The following is an 18,738-nucleotide window of genomic DNA, read 5'->3' on the forward strand; positions in this document are numbered from 1 at the left end:
CGAGGCTTCACAGCACAGGCTCACGAATACTGAGCCTGTGCTGGAAGCTGTCGAGGAACACGGTTTCGGCCTGACTCATCTTCTGCTCGCGATTCCACAACAGCTGGATATCGAAATCGACCACCCCATCTTCCGGCGGCAAACGCCAGAGCAAACCTTGCTCGACATCCCGTCGCACCAAGTGTGTCGGCAGACAGCCAATACCGAAGCCTGCGCAGATCAAGCGATAAATCTCTTTGAAACTCGTCGATGAAGCCACGATCTTGCCGGTGAACCCTTGCTGGTCGCGAAACAGCGTCAACGGCGAAAGATTACCGCCGAGCTGGTCGCTGGTGAAGCTCACGAAATTCTCCGCCGCGAGCTGTTCCAACGTGCGGGTCGAAGGCATGGCCGCCCACGCCGATGCCGCTGCGCAAGGACGCCTTGTACGGCGTGGCGCGGATGATCCAGGCGATCGAAGGGTTGGCCGGTGATTTCGCCCCCGAGGGGCTGACCACCGTCGGCGAGTTGAGCATCAACAAGTCGTCGCGCAACACCATTCCGGGGCTGGTGAATTTCACCATCGACCTGCGTCATCACCGCGATGAAGCCATCGAGGCGATGGAGCAGCAGGTGCGTGCACGACTGCAGGCGATTGCCGACAGTCGCGGCTTGAAGCTGACGATCACGCCGCACTGGATCAGTCCGGCGACGCCTTTCGATGCCGATTGCGTGGCGGCGGTGCAGCAGGCGGTGGATGCGCTGGGCTACGCTCAGCAATCGATTGTCAGCGGCGCTGGGCATGACGCGATTCACCTGGCGCGGTTCTGCCCGACGGCCATGGTGTTTATCCCCTGTGTCGGTGGGTTGAGCCACAACGAGGCGGAGGATGTGCTGCCGGAAGACGTGCGCCAGGGCACCGATGTGTTGCTCAACGCCGTGCTGTCCCGCGCCGGCAAAGCTCAATAAACGCAATCCCTGTGGGAGCGAGCTTGCTCGCGATAGCGGTGGATCAGCCGCCATCAATGTTGAAGTGCTGACCTCATCGCGAGCAAGCTCGCTCCCACAGGAGGGCACACAAGGTTTCAAGATCTACGTTAACTGACAGGTATTAATCCCATGCGCAGTTTTTTCCATCCCGAACAATTGCTTCACCATCCACGCAGCTACTACTCCCGCGGGCAGATGCGTACGCCGCAGGAAGTGCCCGAGCGCGCTCAACGCTTGGTGCTGGCCTCGCACTCCCTGGGTTTTACGGTCGAGCAACCGGCCGATGCCGGACTCGATCCGCTGCTGGCGGTCCACGGCGCGCCGTACCTGGCCTTCCTGCAGGAAGCGCATCAGCGCTGGAAGGAGATTCCCGAGGATTGGGGCGATGAGGTGATGTCGAACATCTTCGTGCGCGAGCCCAACGCCTTGCGCGGGATACTCGCTCAGGCCGCCCGTTATCTGGCCGACGGCAGTTGCCCGGTGGGTGAGCAGACCTGGCGCTCGGCCTATTGGTCGGCGCAGAGCGCTGTCGCCGGCGCCCAGGCATTGCTCGACGGCGAACCTGCCGCTTACGCCTTGTGCCGGCCGCCGGGTCATCATGCCCGGGCCGAAGCGGCGGGCGGGTTTTGTTATGTGAATAACGCGGCGGTAGCGGCGCAGGTGTTGCGCGGCGGTTTTGCACGCGTTGCGGTGCTCGACACCGACATGCACCACGGGCAGGGGATCCAGGAGATCTTCTACGATCGCGATGATGTGCTGTATGTCTCGGTGCATGGCGATCCGACCAACTTCTATCCAGGGGTGGCCGGCTTTGCCGATGAGCGTGGTAGTGGCAAGGGCGAGGGGTGCAACCTGAACCTGCCGATGGCCCATGGCGCGAGTGAGGCGCACTTCCTGGAGCAACTGGAGGTGGCGTTGATGGCGGTGAAGGACTTCGGCGCCGAGGTGCTGGTGCTGTCCCTGGGATTCGATATTTTCGAGCTGGATCCGCAGAGCAAGGTGGCGGTGACCCGGGAAGGATTTGCGCGGCTGGGGGAGAGGATTCGCAGTCTTGGGTTGCCGTGTTTGATTGTGCAGGAGGGCGGGTATCACCTCGAAAGTCTTGAAGACAATGCGCGGGCGTTTTTTGTGAACGCCGAGGTGTGGCAGCTCTGAGTTTATGGTTGTCCGGGAAATAGCTATCGCGAGCAAGCTCGCTCCCACAGTAGTCGGTGTTAAATGCAAATTTGTGGTTCAACTCGGTCAAGTGTGGGAGCGAGCTTGCTCGCGATGAACGATAACGCGGTCCCCCGGATGAAATACAAGCGCCGTAAGGCACTTGCCATCGCCCTGACGTTAACGTAAAGATTGCGCCAGGGCGCTGAACTTGAATAAGCGCAAAGCGGACCGCTCCGGAGCGCTTGATGACGCTGATAAAAACAACTACACCCAAGCCGCACCGCGAAGCCCGGCTGGCCCGGGAAAAACTCCATCTCGAGGGCGAAGTCCCGGATGGTGTATTGCGGGCGGAAATCGATGCCTCGTGGCGACGCAGCCTCAGCCATGGCGTGCATTTCAATGCCAAGCACGAACTGGCGCTGGAATCGAGCGCGAGTCTCGACGTGCTGTTGGCGAGCAACCGCCTGCTGATCGACGCCGCATTGCCGGCGATCGATTACCTGGCCGAGCGCCAGGGCAAGGAAGGGCTGATCATCCTTGCCAATTCCGACGCCACCATCCTGGCCGTCGAAGGGCGCGCCGATCGCCTCAAGGGCAGCGGCCTGCAAGACATCACCCTAGGTGCCTGCTGGAGCGAAGCCGTTCGTGGCACCAATGCCCTGGGCACCGCACTGGTGGAAGCCCGGCCTACGCTGATCGATTGCGGCGAACATTACCTCGATCGCCTGAGCGACTTTTCCTGCACCTCGGTGCCGATCCATTGCCCCCAGGGCGACATCCTCGGCGTGCTCGACCTGACCCGCGAAGGCCCGCTGGGCCGGGTCCATGACAGCACCGCGCTGCTGGCCATGGCCGTGAGCCAGATCGAAAGCCGCATCTTCAACTCAAGCTATCCGGACGAAATCGTCCTGGCGTTCCACAGCCGTCGGCAATACCTCGAATCCCCTTGGCAAGGCCTGCTGGCGGTGAGCCTCGGCGGGCAAATCCTCGCGGTCAGCGCCCAGGCCTGCCAGTTGCTGCATGCCGAGCGTTCGGCGCTGGTCGGTCGACGCTGCGAAGAGTTTCTTGGCGTCGATGGCCTGCAACTGCTATCACGCCTGCATCAGGGCGGTGTCGGCAGTCTGCAGACCGCCAAGGGCGAGTTCTTCTACAAGACTCTGCGTGCGCCGCAGCGGTCGATCAACGTCAGCACGCTACCGCGCACCACCACCAAAACCGCCAAACCCCAACCGGACCTCGAATCCCTGGCCGGCAGCAACGTCCGTTATGCCCGGGCCTTGCGCATGGCCCGCCAAGGCCTGGCCAATGAACTGCCGGTGTTGCTGCTGGGCGAAACCGGCACCGGCAAGGAAGTCATTGCCCGTGCTTTGCACATGGCCGGCACCCGCTGCGACAAACCCTTCGTCGCGGTGAACTGCGCGGCGATCCCCGAAGGCCTGATCGAGTCGGAACTGTTCGGCTATCGCGAAGGCGCGTTCACCGGCTCCCGTCGTGGCGGCATGATCGGGCGTCTGCAACAGGCTCACGGCGGCACCTTGTTCCTCGACGAAATCGGCGACATGCCCCTGGCCCTGCAAGCACGTCTGTTGCGCGTGCTACAGGATCGCAAAGTCGCCCCACTGGGTGCCGGCGAAGAGCAAGACATCGACGTTGCACTGATCTGCGCCACCCACCGCGACCTCAAGCGTCTGGTGGAAGAAAAGCATTTCCGTGAAGACCTGTTCTACCGGGTCAACGGCATCAGCGTGATGCTCCCGGCCCTGCGCGAGCGCGACGACTTCAGCGCCCTGGTCGCTCGCTTGCTGGCCAGGCTCGACGCGCCGACGATGGTCCTGCATGACGACCTGAGCCGCTTGCTTGGCGGCTATCACTGGCCGGGTAACATCCGCCAACTGGAGATGGTCCTGCGCACCGCGCTGGCCATGCGTGAACCGGGCGACACGGTGCTCACCCTCGATCACTTGCCCGACAGCATGCTCGACGAGCTGACCGCCACTGAGCGCCCTCAGTCGGGGAGCATTCGCGAAAACGAACTGGAGCTGATACGCCAATCCCTGGACACTCACCAGGGCAACGTCTCGGCCGCCGCCGACGCCCTGGGCATCAGCCGCGCGACCCTGTATCGCAAGCTCAAACAGTTGCGCTCGTGATGCAGCGCTTGCTCGTTCGGCTGATCCACAGCCAGAACCCCGAGGCCTTGCAAGCGGCGTTGCGCTGGCTCTACAGCTTTGTTCGGCCCCATCGCCTGGCGATTGCCGGGCTGCTCGGCCTGTCGGCCTGTGCTTCGGCGCTGGTGCTGGTGCAGCCGTGGCTGACCAAGTTGCTGATCGACGACGGCCTGCTGGCGCGCAACTTTTCCATGCTGGTGCTGATCGCCGGGCTGATGATCGTGGCCGGGTTGCTCGGCACGCTGCTGTCCGGGGTCAATCGTTACCTGCACACGCGGCTGTCCGGGCGAATTTTGTTTGCCCTGCGCGATGATCTGTACCGACATTTGCAAAAACTCTCGCCGGGTTTCTACGGTCAGCGGCGCATCGGTGACTTGATGTCGCGCCTCGATGGCGACGTGGCGGAGATTCAACGCTTTGCCGTGGATTCGATGTTCTCCGCGGTATCGAGCGTGATCGGTCTGGTGGTCGCCGTGGCGATGCTGGTGACCCTGTCGTGGCAACTCTCGCTGCTGGCCTTGGTCCTGATTCCCCTCGACGTGCTCTGGCTGCGCTGGATGCGGCGCAAGGTCGAGCGCGATGTGCGGCAGTTGCGCGAGCGTTCGGCGGACATGTCGTCATTCATGGTCGAGACCTTGCCGGTGATGAAATTCATCCAGTCCGCCGGTCAGCAGCAGCGTGAAGCGCGCCGGCTGGAGACGCTGGGTCAGGGCTATATGAGCCAGTTGCTGCGATTGCAAGTCACCGAGTTTTTCACTCAGGCAGTGCCGGGCACCCTGACTTCGTTGTCCCGGGCCTGTGCGTTTTTGATCGGCGGTTACTGGGTGGTGCAGGGGACCTGGCAACTGGGTGCGCTGATCGCGTTTTCCACCTATCTGGGGATGGCTGTGGGGCCGGTTCAGAGTCTGCTGGGCCTGTATGTCGCGATTCAACGGATGACCGTCAGCCTCGGGCGGGTCATGGAGTTGCGCGGCGAAGAACCGACCGTGCTCACGCCGGCTGCGCCGCAGCCGATGCCGACTTCTGGCGAACTGCGTTTCGACAACGTGCACTTCAGCCATCCCGGCCGCCCGACAACGTTGCGCGGCATCGAAGCGCGTATCCCCTATGGCTTGAAAGTCGCCCTGAGCGGTGGCTCCGGGGTCGGTAAATCGACGTTGATCGACCTGCTGCAACGGCATCACGATCCGCAGTCCGGCCGGGTGTTGCTGGGGGAAGTCGATGTGCGGGAGTTGGACCTGTTCCAGCTGCGTCGGCGAATTGCCGTGGTCAGCCAGGACATCGTGCTGTTCCGTGGCAGCCTCGCTGACAACCTGGCCTACGCCGTACCGGATGCCAGTCGCGAAGCGATCGCCGAAGTGGCGCGGCTGGCGCAACTCGACAGCCTGATCGCGTCATTGCCCGAAGGCCTCGACAGTCCATTGGGCGAGCGCGGCCAACAATTGTCCGGCGGGCAGAAACAACGCATCGCCATTGCCCGTGCGCTGTTGCAGGACCCGCTGATCCTGGTGCTGGACGAGGCCACCTCGGCAGTGGATGAAGCCACCGAGCGCGAAGTGATCGAGGCCATCGACCGCCTGTTTGCCGGACGTACGCGCATCCTGATCAGCCATCGCCCCTCGACCCTGGCCGATGCCGATCTGCGTTTTGAATTGCTCGACGGCGTGCTGACGTCGAAAACGGTGCTGCATGAAGCCTGAGTTGCGCATTGGCGTGGTGGACAGTGGTCACTCGGCGGCGCAGCGGGTGCAGGTAGTCGCGGGGCGACGATTCTCGTTGCTGGCCGATGGGCTGGCAGAAAGTGATTTGCGTGAAGATCCGCTCGGCCACGGCAGCGCAGTGATCGAGGCCATCGGTCGGCGGGCGCCGGCGGCGGTATTTTGCGTGGGCCAGGTGTTCGACCAGCGGGGTGTCACCAGCGCCTTGCAGATCGCCACGGCCATCGACTGGCTGGTGGCCCAGGACGTGCGCCTGATCAATCTGAGCCTGGGTCTGCGGCAGGATCGCAGCCTGTTGCGCGAAGCCTGCGCCGCGGCGGTGGCTCGGGGCATTCTGCTGTGTGCGTCCAGTCCGGCCCAGGGCGAAGGTGTGTTCCCGGCGAATTATCCACAGGTGCTGCGGGTCACCGGTGATGCGCGGTGCGCCGAACAGGAATGGTCGTGGCTCAACAGCGCCCAGGCGGATTTTGCCGCCTGTGTGCATGGGACGTATCCGGGTCAGTCCGGCGCCAGCCTGGGGTGTGCGGCCTTGAGCGGGCACATTGCCGGTTTTTTGGTGGCGCATCCCGAGGCGAGCAACCAACAAGTCATCGAATGGTTGCGCGAGCATGCCCGTTATCGTGGCCCTGAACGGCGTTCCGGCGCATGACGGCGGTTGTCATTCTCGGCGCCGGCCCGGCGGGTGCGGCCGTCGCGTTGGGGCTGCGGCGGCTTGGTTATGCGGTGACCCTGGTCAGTGAGTGGCGCCGCTTTGCCGCGCTGGAAGGCGTTTCCGTGCGGGTGCTCGAGGCGTTGCGTGGCGCGGGGCTGAATCAGGCGCTGGCGGATGCGGCGTTGCCTTCCCAGCGTCAGGTGTCGTGGAACGGCCAGCAGCATGCGCAAAATATCGAATATCTAGTGGATCGTCCGAGCTTCGATCGGGGCCTGCGCGAGGACCTGCGCCTGGCGGGTGTCGAACTCATCGAAGCGCGGGTGTTGACGGTTCACCCGTCGGCGGCGGGGCATCGGATCGAGCTCGAAGGGCGTCCGCCACTGCTGGCGGATTTTCTGGTGGAGGCCCGAGGCCGTCAGGCGCCAGCGCTGGGCAAAGGCCTGCGCGGGCCGGAGACGGTCAGCCTGCTCAATCGCTGGCAAAGTACGCCGGGCACCACCGCCAGCGCCGTGGAAAGCCTGGAGGATGGCTGGGCCTGGATGGCGCGGCGGGCCGGCGGTCAGTGTTACTGGCAATGGACGGTCGACGTCGCCAGCGCCGGGTTGCCAGGCAAGGCGCAATTGCTCGATTACTGTCGTCAGCGGCGCCAGGGTTCGGCGTTGGCCCGGGCGTTTTTTGCGGCGGGGCCTGAGAATGATCTACAGCTGCATGCCCGCAGCAGCACGGCCATTTTGTGTCCACAGGTCTGTGGCGCTCACTGGATCCGGGTCGGCGATGCGGCAATGGCGGTGGACCCGCTGTCGGGCAACGGGATTTTCCAGTCCCTGTCTTCGGCGTTACAGGCCCCGACGGTGATCAACACGCTGTTGCGAAAGCCTGAACGAGCAGCGCTGGCCCAACGGTTTCATCAGCAGCGGGTGGAGCAGTTGTTTTTGCGATTTGCGCGGATCGGGCGCGATTTTTATGCCGATGAGCAGCGTTGGTCCGGGCAACCGTTCTGGCAGGCGCGGCGACAATGGCCGGATACCGTGGTCGCTCATGCCGAGGCGGATTTCAACGCGCTGAGAATCGAGCGCGCGCCGGTGCTCAGGGATGGCTTTGTCGATGAGGCCGAGGTGGTGATCACGGCAGATCAGCCATTGGGCATCTGGCATGTGCAAGGGATCGAGTTGGCGCCGTTGGTGCGGCGGTTGCGTACAGAACCGGCGACACAGGCGTTGGCGGGGTTGTCGGTGGAGCAGGGGCGGATGGTTCGCAGCTGGTTGCTGGCCCAGGGATTCAAACCCTGACCGATCCTTTGCACGCGCATTGGCAAGCCACGTCCCGGATTGCATATCCACGATAAACGATCAACGATGAACACTCCGCGTACGGCAGAAACATCGAACCCGCCACCGCCACAACGGTCTGCTCCCTATACCATCGAATTCTCGTACAAGGAGACGCTCACATGCCCGAAGCATTGACCCTCAACCAACGTATCGTCCTGGCATCCCGCCCCACAGGCGCGCCGACGCCGGAGAATTTTCGCCTGGAAAGGCAAGCGCTGCCGGACCTGGCCGACGGTCAGGTGCTGCTCAAGACCCTTTATCTGTCGCTAGACCCTTACATGCGCGGGCGCATGAGTGATGCGCCATCCTACGCCGCACCCGTGGAAATCGGCGAAGTGATGACCGGTGGGGCGGTCAGCCGGGTCGAGCGCTCGCTGAATCCGAAATTCCACGAAGGTGACCTGGTAGTCGGCGCCACCGGCTGGCAGAGCCACAGCCTCAGCGACGGTCGCAACATCATGCCGGTGCCGTCCGGGCTGCCAAGCCCGTCGATGGCGCTGGGTGTACTGGGCATGCCGGGCATGACCGCCTACATGGGGCTGATGGACATCGGCCAGCCCAGGGCCGGCGAAACCCTGGTGGTCGCGGCGGCGTCCGGTGCGGTGGGATCGGTGGTCGGCCAAGTGGCGAAGATCAAAGGCCTGCGGGTGGTCGGCGTGGCCGGAGGTGAGAAAAAGTGCCGTTACGTGGTCGAAGAACTGGGCTTCGATGCCTGCATCGATCACAAGAGCGCCCACTTTGCCGATGAGCTGGCTCAGGCCTGCCCTGACGGCATCGACATCTATTACGAGAACGTCGGCGGCAAGGTGTTCGATGCGGTGCTGCCGCTGCTCAACCCCAAGGCGCGGATTCCGCTCTGCGGCCTGATCGCTTCGTACAACGCTCACGAGGTACCGACCGGGCCGGATCAATTGCCGCAACTGCAGCGCACCGTGCTGACCAAGCGGGTGCGAATCCAGGGCTTCATCGTGTTCGACGACTACGGCGACCGTCAGCCGGAGTTCATCAGTGCCATGGCGCCCTGGGTGCGCGATGGCAAGGTGAAATTCCGCGAAGACGTCGTCGACGGCCTGGAGAATGCGCCCGAGGCGTTCATCGGCCTGCTGGAAGGACGCAACTTCGGCAAACTGGTGGTTCTGGTCGCGCAGGCCGAGTAATTGACCCTGCCATTTGACGCTAAACAGAGGCGCGGGTATAAACCGCGTCTCGTTGTTTTGTCGGACTTTTCCCCATGAGCTTCAGCCCTCTGATTCGCCAACTGATCGACGCCCTGCGAACTTTGCCCGGTGTCGGTCAGAAAACTGCCCAACGCATGGCGTTGCAGCTGCTCGAGCGTGATCGCAGCGGTGGCTCGCGCCTGGCCCTGGCGCTGAGCCAGGCCATGGAAGGCGTGGGCCACTGCCGGCTGTGTCGCACGCTGACCGAAGACGATCTGTGCCCGCAATGCGCCGATACCCGTCGCGACGACACCTTGCTCTGTGTGGTGGAAGGGCCGATGGATGTCTATGCGGTGGAGCAGACCGGCTTCCGTGGGCGCTACTTCGTGCTCAAGGGGCACCTGTCGCCTCTCGACGGCTTGGGCCCGGACGCCATCGGCATTCCGCAACTGCTGGCGCGGATTGAAGAAGCGGGCACGTTCACTGAGGTCATCCTCGCCACCAACCCGACGGTGGAAGGTGAAGCCACGGCGCACTACATCGCCCAGTTGCTGAGCAATAAAGGCTTGATCGCCTCGCGCATCGCTCATGGTGTGCCGTTGGGCGGCGAACTGGAGTTGGTCGATGGCGGGACGTTGGCGCATTCGTTTGCGGGGCGTAAGCCGATCGCTTTGTAGCGTCTGCACTGACGCCATCGCGAGCAAGCTCGCTCCCACAGTTGATCTCAGTCGTGCACGAACGTGTGTACACCGAAAGTCCCCTGTAGGAGCTGGCTTGCCAGCGAAGGCGGTGTCCGGGATTACTTGACCAGAACAAGCCCGCTCCCACAGTTGATCTCAGTCGTGCACGAACGTGTGTACACCGAAAATCCCTGTGGGAGCGAGCTTGCTCGCGATGGCGTCGTTGCAGACACCGCGCTACTTATCGCTCAACGCAAACTGCGTCAGGCAAAACGTGGGAATCCCCATGTCTTCCAGCCGCTGCGCCCCACCCAGCTCCGGCAGATCAATAATCGCCGCCGCCTCATGAACCCGCGCACCCATGCGCCGAATCAGGTTCGCCGCGGCAATCAGCGTGCCGCCGGTGGCAATCAGGTCATCGAACATCACCACCGAATCGCCTTCACACAGGCTGTCGGCGTGGACTTCGAGGAAGGCTTCGCCGTACTCGGTCGCATACCCCTCGGCCAGCACGTCGGCCGGTAGCTTGCCTTGCTTGCGGAACAACACCAGTGGCTTGTTCAACTGATAGGCCAGCACCGAGCCGATCAGGAAGCCACGGGCGTCCATCGCACCGATGTGGGTGAAATCGGCTTCGACATAACGGTGAGCGAAGCTGTCCATCACCAGGCGCAGGGCCTTGGGCGACTGGAACAACGGGGTGATGTCGCGAAAGATCACGCCCGGCTTGGGGAAGTCGATCACGGGGCGGATCAGGGATTTGATGTCGAAGGCGTCGAAGGCCATAGTCGAAGAATCCTGGCAGGCTGCAAACGTTGCAGTATAACGGCGGCTGAACCCTTTCGCTCAGCCGCAATGGTTGCCGTCAGCCCTCGAGCGAGCCGCCGGCCAGGGCGCAGAGCTGGATCGGGTCGAGGATATGAATTTCCTTGCCTTCGGCGGCGATCAGTTCGTTTTGCTGGAAGCGCGTGAACACCCGGGACACGGTTTCCACCGCCAGCCCCAGATAATTGCCGATCTCGTTACGCGACATGCTCAGGCGAAACTGGTTGGCCGAGAACCCCCGGGCGCGAAAGCGTGCCGAGAGGTTGACCAGGAACGTCGCAATACGCTCATCGGCCGTTTTCTTCGACAACAGCAACATCATTTGCTGATCGTCACGAATCTCGCGGCTCATGACGCGCATCAACTGTCGGCGCAGTTGGGGCAGTTGCAGCGCCAGCTCGTCGAGGCGCTCGAAAGGAATTTCACAGACCGATGTGGTTTCCAGGGCTTGCGCCGAGACCGGGTGTTTTTCGGTGTCCATGCCCGACAAACCGACCAGTTCACTCGGCAAATGGAAACCGGTGAGCTGCTCTTCGCCGCCATCGCTCAGGCTGAAGGTCTTCAAGGCGCCAGCGCGAACTGCATAAACGGAATCGAACGTGTCGCCCTGACGGAACAGGAACTCGCCCTTTTTCAGCGGGCGGCCACGTTTGACGATTTCGTCCAGCGCATCCATGTCTTCCAGATTCAGAGAAAGTGGCAGGCAGAGGGGGGCCAGGCTGCAATCCTTGCAATGGGCCTGGCTATGAGCGCGCAGTTTTACTGGCTCGGACATTTCTTCAATCCTTGTGGGAAAAAACACACATAAGCCGTAAGGGTAACTCACGGGAGGACATTCAGGCCAGCGCCTGGCGAAATTGCCGTAGGCCTAGATCACCCGTGAAAAACGCTGGCGATTCTGCTCGCCCAGGTAGGCGTCGAACACCATGCACACCGAGCGCACCAGCAACCGTCCTGCGGGCAGCACGTTGATTTTTTCATTATCGAGTTCGATCAGGCCGTCTGCGGCCATGCGCTGCAATTGCGGCCAGAGTTCGGCGAAATAACCCCGGAAATCGATGTTGAATGCGTGTTCGATCAGGGCGAATTCCAGATTGAAGTGGCAGATCAATTGTTGGATGACTGCCCGACGCAACCGATCATCGGTGTTGCACAGCAGACCGCGATGGGTGGCCGGTTGCGAGGAGGCCAGCGCGTTCTGATACTGAGTCAGGTCGCTGCTGTTCTGGCAGTACAGGTCGCCGATCTGGCTGATGGCCGAAACGCCCAGGCCGATCAGGTCGCAGTGACCGTGGGTGGTGTAGCCCTGGAAGTTGCGTTGCAGGGTCGATTCTTCCTGGGCAATTGCCAGTTCATCGTCGGGCAGCGCGAAGTGATCCATGCCGATGTAGCGGTAACCGGCGGCGGTCAGTTGTTGGATGGTGCGCTGGAGCATGTCCAGTTTCTGCGCCGGCGTCGGCAATTCGTCGCTGTTGATGCGCCGCTGCGGCATGAAACGTTCCGGCAGGTGCGCATAGTTGAATACCGATAGTCGATCGGGTTGCAGCGCGATGACTTCGTCGACCGTGCGCGCGAAGGTCTCGGGCGTCTGTTTCGGCAAACCGTAGATCAGATCAATGTTGATCGAGTGAAATTGCAGGGTGCGGGCGGCGTCGATCACCGCGCGGGTTTCTTCCAGGCTTTGCAGGCGATTCACCGCCCGTTGCACCGCCGGATCGAGGTCCTGCAGGCCGATGCTGACCCGGTTGAAGCCCAGTTCACGGAGCAGGCCCATGGTCGACCAATCGGCTTCGCGAGGGTCGATCTCGATGCCATAGTCGCCGGAATCATCGTCCAGCAAGTTGAAGCTTTTGCGCAAGCGGGCCATCAACTGGCGCAGTTCGTCATGACTGAGAAAAGTCGGCGTGCCGCCGCCGAAATGCAATTGCTCGACTTTCTGCGCCGGGTCGAGGTGGCAGGCGATCAGCTGGATTTCCTGTTCCAGACGCTGCAAGTAAGGCAGGGCCCGCCCGCGGTCCTTGGTGATGACCTTGTTGCAGGCGCAGTAGTAGCAAATGTTTGCGCAGAAGGGCACATGCACGTAGAGCGACAACGGACGCAGGGCCTTGCGGCTGTCACGCAAGGCATGGAACAGGTCGAAGCTGCCGACATGCCCGTCGAACTGCATGGCGGTCGGATAAGAGGTGTAGCGCGGTCCCGCCAGGTCGTAACGGCGGATCAGATCGGTGTCCCAACGAATGGCGTCGAGCATCATGCGGGCATTCCCCCGGATAGGCTGGCTGTGTCGGCGAGTCTAGGGGCGGCGGTGTTGGGGCATCTTGATTTGCATCAAAGGTAGGGATCTGTGTTGTCAGTGCGGACCCCATCGCGAGCAAGCTCGCTCCCACAGGGGATTGGTGAACACCGCAAATCCAATGTGGGAGCGAGCTTGCTCGCGATGGGCGCGCCGCCGATCTAATGCCCCATGAGCCAATGCTGATGCGGCCCAGGCATGGTCCAGATACCGAACAAAATGACCAGCAAGCCACCCGTCATGCGCACGCTGCGTTTGCGCAACAACGCCGTCACCCGTTCGGCCGCCAGCCCCGTGGCGAGCAATACCGGCCAGGTGCCCAGCCCGAACGCGAGCATCAGCAACGCACTGTCCAGCGCATTACCCTGGCTCGCCGACCACAGCAGCGTGCTGTAGACCAGTCCGCACGGCAGCCAGCCCCAGAGCGCACCCAGCAGCAACGCACGCGGCAGGCTCGACACTGGCAGCAGCTTGGTGGCAACCGGCTGGATGTGCCGCCACAGGCCGCGACCGAGGCTTTCGATGCGGGTCAGGCCGCTCCACCAACCGGCGAGGTAGAGGCCCATGGCGATCAGCAGCAATCCGGCGATGACGCGCATGAACATCGCTGCCGGGCTGTTGGCCACCGCCCACCCGGCCAGTCCGATCAGCAGGCCGGCAGCGGCATAGCTGAGAATTCGTCCCAGGTTATAGGCCAGCAGCAACCGAAAGCGTCGGCTGCGCTGCTCCCGGGGAATCGCCAGGGTCAGCGCGCCCATCAAGCCGCCGCACATCCCCAGGCAATGACCGCCACCGAGCAGGCCGAGAATGACGGCAGACACCAACAGCGGCGCCAATTCAAGCATGCGGAGGCGCCTTGTCGTCCGGTTTGGCCGGATGGCCGCTGGCCTCGTCGACCGCCGCCTGGTGATTCGGGTCCTGATCGTCGAACAGGATGCTGTGGGCCGGGCCGTCCAGATCGTCGTACTGACCGCTGTCGACTGCCCAGAAGAAAATGTAGATCGCAATGGCCACAATCAGCAGCGCGGCCGGGATCATCACGTAGAGAGCTGGCATGGGTCACTCCATGCCCGCGCGGCTCAGGCCGGCAGCGGGCGGGTTTGTGGCGTGGCGCCGGCGGCAGGCGCGCCCGGCAGGTGAGTCAGGCGCAGGGCGTTCAGCACCACGGTCAACGAACTGATGGACATGCCCACCGCGGCCCATACCGGGGTGATCCAGCCGAGGGCGGCGAAGGGTAACATGAGGCCATTGTACAGCCCCGCCCACAGCAGGTTCTCGATGATTACCCGACGGGTGCGCCGGGCCAGGCTGAAGGCTTGCACCAATGCGTCGAGCCGGTTGGACAGCAACACCGCATCAGCACTGGTCTTGGCCAGATCCGTCGCCGAACCCATCGCCACGCTGATGTCGGCGGCGGCCAGCACCGGCACGTCGTTGACCCCGTCACCGAGCATCAACACCCTGCGACCTTCCTTGTGCAGTTGTTGCAAGACCTGCAATTTATCGACCGGACGCAAGCCGCCACGGGCTTCGTCGATGCCCAGTTCAGCCGCGACGCTGGCCACCATCGGCGAGCTGTCGCCGGACAGCAGCAACGTGCGCCAGCCGCGGGCCTTGCACGCGGCGAGCAGGGCGGGAGCGTCGCTGCGCAGACGGTCATCGAGGACGAACCATGCCAGCGGCCCCCGGTTGTCGCCGAGCAGCAACCATTGACCGGCTTCATCCGGCATGACGGGCACGGCAGCGCCACTGAGTTCGCAGACAAAACCGGGTTGACCGATGCGCAGGCGTTGCTCGCCGACCAATCCTTCGAGGCCCAGGCCGGGCGTGCTGTGGACTTCTTCAGCGGCCAGCGGCGCCCGACCAAATGCCCGGGCGATCGGGTGTTCGGAGCGGTTTTCCAGGGCTGCGGCGAGACTCAGGCATTGATCACTGTCTAGCGCGCCGAGCGGGCGGATCGAACGCAGCGCCAGGCGGCCTTCGGTGAGGGTGCCGGTCTTGTCGAAAATCACCGTGTCGATCTGGTTCAGGCCCTCCAGCACATGACCGCGAGTCAACAACAACCCCAGTTTGTGCAGGGTGCCGGTGGCGGCGGTGAGGGCGGTCGGCGTGGCCAGGGACAAGGCGCACGGGCACGTCGCAACCAGCATCGCCAGCACGATCCAGAAGGCCCGTGACGAATCCAGCTCCCACCAGACCAGGCCGATTACGGCGGCGGCAATCAGCGACAGCAGCAGGAACCACTGCGCGGCGCGGTCGGCGATTTGTGCCAGTCGCGGCTTTTCGGCCTGGGCACGGTCCAGCAGGCGGACGATGGCGGACAATCGGGTGTCCTGACCGAGGGCCTGGACTTGCACAGTCAACGCGCCCTCGACGTTCAGGGTGCCAGCGGTGACCGCATCGCCCGGCATCCGTGATTGCGGCAGGTATTCGCCGGTGAGCAGGGATTCATCGATGCTTGACTGGCCGTCGAGGATCTTGCCGTCGGCCGGGAGGATCGCGCCGGGATGCACCAGTACATGATCGCCCACCCGCAGTTCGCTGAGCAGGATCCGCTCGCTCTGGCCGTCAGCACTCAGTCGCAAGCAAGAGGCGGGCAATAGATTGACCAGCTGCGCGGTGGCGGCGGCGGTACGCTCCCGGGCGCGACGTTCCAGGTAGCGCCCGGCCAGCAGGAACAGCGCAAACATGCCGACAGCATCGAAGTACAGTTCGCCGACACCGGTGATCGAGGTCCAGATCCCGGCGAAGTAGGCGCTGCCGATCGCCAGCGATACCGAAACGTCCATGGTCAGGTGCCGGGTACGCAGGTCGCGCATGGCACCCTTGAAGAAGGGCGCACAGCTGTAGAACACGATCGGCGTCGTGAGGAACAGCGCGACCCAGCGCAGGATGGTGTGCAGCTCGGGGCTGAGGTCGATATTGAATTCCGGCCAGGTGGCCATGGTCGCCATCATCGCCTGGAACCACAGCAGGCCGGCGACCCCGAGCTGGCGCAGGGCCAGGCGGTTTTCACTGGCCAGTTGTTCGCTGGCGCGGTCGGCCTGGTAGGGGTGGGCGGCGTAACCGATGTGGCGCAATTCGCTCAGGACCTGGCTCAGCGGCAATTGCGCGTCGGCCCAGCGTACGTGCAGGCGATGGTTGGAGAGGTTGAGGCGTGCTTCGGCAACCGCTGGCAAGCTGCGCAGGTGCTTCTCGATCAGCCAGCCGCAGGCGGCGCAACTGATGCCTTCCATGAGCAAAGTAGTTTCGGCGAGGTCGCCTTCGTGACGAACAAAGGGTTTTTGCACGTCGGCGCGGTCGTACAACGCCAGCTCGTCCACCAGCTGTACGGGCAAGGCTTCGGGGTTGGCCGATGCTTCGCTGCGATGCTGGTAATAGCTGTCCAGGCCCCCGGCGACAATCGCCTCGGCCACAGCTTGGCAACCCGGGCAGCAGAACTCGCGGGTTTCACCGAGGACGGCAGCGGTGAAGCGGCTGCCGGCCGGGACGGGCAGGGCGCAGTGGTAGCAGGGGGTTGGCGTGGTCATGAGGCGTTGTCCGATGATCGTTCCCACGCTCTGCGTGGGAATGCCTCCCCGGACGCTCCGCGTCCGCTTCGGCTGGGACGCGGAGCGTCCCTGGCTGCGTGCCCACGCAGAGCGTGGGAACGATCAGTTGGTGCTTACTTTTTCAGGTCTTCCGCGCCTTGCAGCGGTTCATCACCCAGCAACAGATCCTTGTCATGACTGACCTGTTCTTCCTCGAACATGCGCCAGGTTTTCCCGTCCTGCACTCCCAGCAACTCCACGAAGCGACGGCCTTCGACCTTGTCGCTCACCTGGCCGATATAGCGCCCCTGTTCGGTTTCGCTGCGGGCGAGGGTGATCTTGCGATCCTTCTCCGGCTGGGTCGGCGAGATCAGGTTCAGCTCCAGGGTGGCCGGTGCGCTGTTGCCGTTCAGGCGTACATCGACTTCACCGGTCACGCCATCCAGATGAACGCTGGCGCGCAACAGCAGGGTCTGGGCCAGCAGTTCACGGTCCAGCGAACGGTTGATGCCCTTGCCGGCCTCGTAGTAGTTATCGTTGACCAGGTTGTCCGGGTTGTTCACCGCGATGGTCACCATGGACAGGGTCAGGGTCACCGAGCAGGCCAGGATGGCGATGATGATCCACGGCCAAAGGTGCTTGTACCAGGGACTTGTGGCATTTGCTGCGGGCATGGTCACTTCTCTCAACGAATTTGTGGGCCGATGAATCGGCTCTTGGCTTCAACGTGGATGCTGGCGTCATCGGCGTCCTTGAGGATGAACTTCACCTCGTTGGTACTCGACGGCAGTTGTTCCGGTGCGCTGGACAATTCGACCGGCTGGCTGAAAATCTCCCCGGCGGCGACCTTGATCTCACGCTTGCCTTGCAGCTTGAGGTCCGGCAGGCCAGTGGCTTCCAGCAGGTAGGTGTGGTCGCGCTGGTCCTTGTTCATGATCTTCAGGCTGTAGACGTTCTCGATCCGGCCTTCGGCGTTCTCGCGGTACAGCACGCGGTCCTTGCTGACGTCGAAGCCGACCAGCGAACGCATGAAGAATGCGGTCACCAGCAAGGCGATCATCGCCAGCAGCACCGTGGCATAGCCGAGCAGGCGGGGCCGCAGTTTATTGGTTTTTTGCCCGGACAGGTTGTGCTCGGTGGTGTAGCTGATCAGGCCGCGCGGATAGTCCATCTTGTCCATGATGCTGTCGCAGGCATCGATGCAGGCGGCACAGCCGATGCATTCGACCTGCAGGCCGTCGCGGATGTCGATACCCGTCGGGCAGACCTGGACGCACATAGTGCAGTCGATGCAATCACCCAGGCCCATGGCCTTGTAGTCGACGCCTTTCTTGCGCGGGCCGCGGGATTCACCACGGCGCGGGTCGTAGGAAACGATCAGGGTGTCCTTGTCGAACATCACGCTCTGGAAGCGTGCGTACGGACACATGTAGATGCACACCTGCTCACGCAGCCAGCCGGCGTTGCCATAGGTGGCGAGGGTGAAGAAGCCGACCCAGAAGTAGGACCAGCCATCGGCTGCGCCGGTGAAGAAGTCGATGGTCAGTTCGCGGATCGGCGAGAAGTAGCCAACGAAGGTCATGCCGGTCACGAAGCCGATCATCAGCCACATCGCGTGCTTGCTGAATTTGCGCAGGAACTTGTTGGCGCTTATCGGCGCCTTGTCCAGCTTGATGCGCTGGTTGCGGTCGCCTTCGGTGACCTTTTCGCACCACATGAAAATCCAGGTCCAGACACTCTGCGGGCAGGTATAGCCACACCAGACCCGCCCGGCATACACGGTGATGAAGAACAGGCCGAAGGCGCTGACGATCAGAATCCCCGAGAGGAGGATGAAGTCCTGGGGCCAGAAGGTCGCGCCAAAAATGAAGAACTTGCGCTCCGGCAGGTTCCACCAGACGGCCTGATGGCCACCCCAGTTCAGCCAGACCGTACCGAAATACAGCAGGAACAGCCCGGCACCGCCCATCATCCGCAGGTTACGGAACAAGCCGGTGAAGGCGCGGGTGTAGATCTTTTCCCGAGAGGCGTAGAGGTCGACGGTGTTGTTGGTGTTTTTGGCAGGGGGGGTAACGTCGTGTACCGGAATCTGGTTACTCATCATTGCATCCCACGGCAGTGGAAAAATGCCCCGGTCAGTACATGCCGACCGCGGTCAAAAAAGGTGTAGCAGTGGCGCAATGATACGCCTGTCGCTCTGGCCCGAGGGTGCGACCTTTAGTCGCGTTGGGGAAAAATCTTGAATGGTGTAGCAGAT

The 18,738-nt window shown here is 62.9% G+C and carries 15 protein-coding genes and 2 pseudogenes; 8 read left to right on the forward strand and 9 right to left on the reverse strand.

The window, feature by feature from the left end; translation table 11 throughout:
• Window positions 1-7: 7 nt before the first annotated feature.
• Window positions 8-373, reverse strand: a pseudogene (locus ACA067_RS07585) (substrate-binding domain-containing protein); the annotation flags it as partial.
• Between ACA067_RS07585 and ACA067_RS07590 the strand changes: the two are divergent.
• The 8 genes and pseudogenes from ACA067_RS07590 to recR all read left to right on the forward strand — a co-directional run.
• A pseudogene (locus ACA067_RS07590) lies at window positions 369-948 on the forward strand (M20/M25/M40 family metallo-hydrolase); the annotation flags it as partial. The pseudogenes ACA067_RS07585 and ACA067_RS07590 sit on opposite strands and share 5 nt — an antisense overlap.
• A gap of 150 nt (window positions 949-1,098) precedes the next feature.
• Complete coding sequence (locus ACA067_RS07595) at window positions 1,099-2,124, forward strand: histone deacetylase family protein (protein ID WP_497461237.1); 1,026 nt, start codon at window positions 1,099-1,101, stop codon at window positions 2,122-2,124.
• Window positions 2,125-2,372: 248 nt separating this feature from the next.
• Entirely contained in the window at window positions 2,373-4,277 is a 1,905-nt protein-coding gene (locus ACA067_RS07600; RefSeq protein WP_497461238.1) for a sigma-54-dependent Fis family transcriptional regulator, read from the forward strand.
• Window positions 4,277-5,995: an ABC transporter ATP-binding protein gene (locus tag ACA067_RS07605; protein ID WP_497461239.1), complete on the forward strand. Its 1,719-nt coding sequence runs from the start codon at window positions 4,277-4,279 to the stop codon at window positions 5,993-5,995. The genes ACA067_RS07600 and ACA067_RS07605 overlap by 1 nt, the downstream gene beginning before the upstream one ends.
• The gene (qhpE, locus tag ACA067_RS07610; protein ID WP_497461240.1) at window positions 5,985-6,662 is read left to right on the forward strand and encodes a subtilisin-like serine protease QhpE; all 678 of its coding nucleotides are present in this window, start codon (window positions 5,985-5,987) and stop codon (window positions 6,660-6,662) included. Before ACA067_RS07605 ends, qhpE begins: the two co-directional genes overlap by 11 nt.
• Complete coding sequence (qhpG, locus tag ACA067_RS07615) at window positions 6,659-7,954, forward strand: flavin-dependent monooxygenase QhpG (protein WP_497461241.1); 1,296 nt, start codon at window positions 6,659-6,661, stop codon at window positions 7,952-7,954. Before qhpE ends, qhpG begins: the two co-directional genes overlap by 4 nt.
• A gap of 161 nt (window positions 7,955-8,115) precedes the next feature.
• The gene (gene curA, locus ACA067_RS07620; RefSeq protein ID WP_497461242.1) at window positions 8,116-9,153 is read left to right on the forward strand and encodes an NADPH-dependent curcumin/dihydrocurcumin reductase; all 1,038 of its coding nucleotides are present in this window, start codon (window positions 8,116-8,118) and stop codon (window positions 9,151-9,153) included.
• A 74-nt stretch (window positions 9,154-9,227) separates the two neighbouring features.
• Window positions 9,228-9,830, forward strand: a complete 603-nt coding sequence (recR, locus tag ACA067_RS07625) for a recombination mediator RecR (RefSeq protein WP_497461243.1) — start codon at window positions 9,228-9,230, stop codon at window positions 9,828-9,830.
• A gap of 240 nt (window positions 9,831-10,070) precedes the next feature.
• On the opposite strand, the gene ACA067_RS07630 is transcribed toward recR, so the two are convergent.
• From ACA067_RS07630 to ccoG, 8 genes are all read right to left on the reverse strand, one after another.
• Window positions 10,071-10,619: an adenine phosphoribosyltransferase gene (locus ACA067_RS07630; protein WP_128869389.1), complete on the reverse strand. Its 549-nt coding sequence runs from the start codon at window positions 10,617-10,619 to the stop codon at window positions 10,071-10,073.
• Window positions 10,620-10,698: 79 nt separating this feature from the next.
• Entirely contained in the window at window positions 10,699-11,433 is a 735-nt protein-coding gene (gene fnr / locus ACA067_RS07635) for a fumarate/nitrate reduction transcriptional regulator Fnr (protein WP_128869390.1), read from the reverse strand.
• A gap of 93 nt (window positions 11,434-11,526) precedes the next feature.
• Entirely contained in the window at window positions 11,527-12,909 is a 1,383-nt protein-coding gene (gene hemN, locus ACA067_RS07640) for an oxygen-independent coproporphyrinogen III oxidase (protein ID WP_497462744.1), read from the reverse strand.
• A 203-nt stretch (window positions 12,910-13,112) separates the two neighbouring features.
• Window positions 13,113-13,796 carry a sulfite exporter TauE/SafE family protein gene (locus tag ACA067_RS07645; protein ID WP_497461244.1) on the reverse strand — a complete coding sequence of 228 codons (684 nt, stop codon included), beginning with the start codon at window positions 13,794-13,796 and terminating at the stop codon, window positions 13,113-13,115.
• Window positions 13,789-14,007 carry a cbb3-type cytochrome oxidase assembly protein CcoS gene (gene ccoS / locus ACA067_RS07650; protein ID WP_042932684.1) on the reverse strand — a complete coding sequence of 73 codons (219 nt, stop codon included), beginning with the start codon at window positions 14,005-14,007 and terminating at the stop codon, window positions 13,789-13,791. The genes ACA067_RS07645 and ccoS overlap by 8 nt, the downstream gene beginning before the upstream one ends.
• Before the next feature lie 23 nt (window positions 14,008-14,030).
• On the reverse strand, window positions 14,031-16,481 hold the full coding sequence (locus tag ACA067_RS07655; protein ID WP_497461245.1) for a heavy metal translocating P-type ATPase: 2,451 nt from the start codon (window positions 16,479-16,481) through the stop codon (window positions 14,031-14,033).
• A 134-nt stretch (window positions 16,482-16,615) separates the two neighbouring features.
• Window positions 16,616-17,155 (reverse strand): FixH family protein, encoded by a 540-nt coding sequence (locus tag ACA067_RS07660; RefSeq protein WP_497461246.1) that lies wholly within the window; start codon window positions 17,153-17,155, stop codon window positions 16,616-16,618.
• Window positions 17,156-17,166: 11 nt separating this feature from the next.
• Complete coding sequence (ccoG, locus tag ACA067_RS07665) at window positions 17,167-18,582, reverse strand: cytochrome c oxidase accessory protein CcoG (RefSeq protein ID WP_497461247.1); 1,416 nt, start codon at window positions 18,580-18,582, stop codon at window positions 17,167-17,169.
• Between the last annotated feature and the right edge of the window lie 156 nt (window positions 18,583-18,738).

The organism is Pseudomonas sp. LBUM1674 (assembly GCF_059695635.1).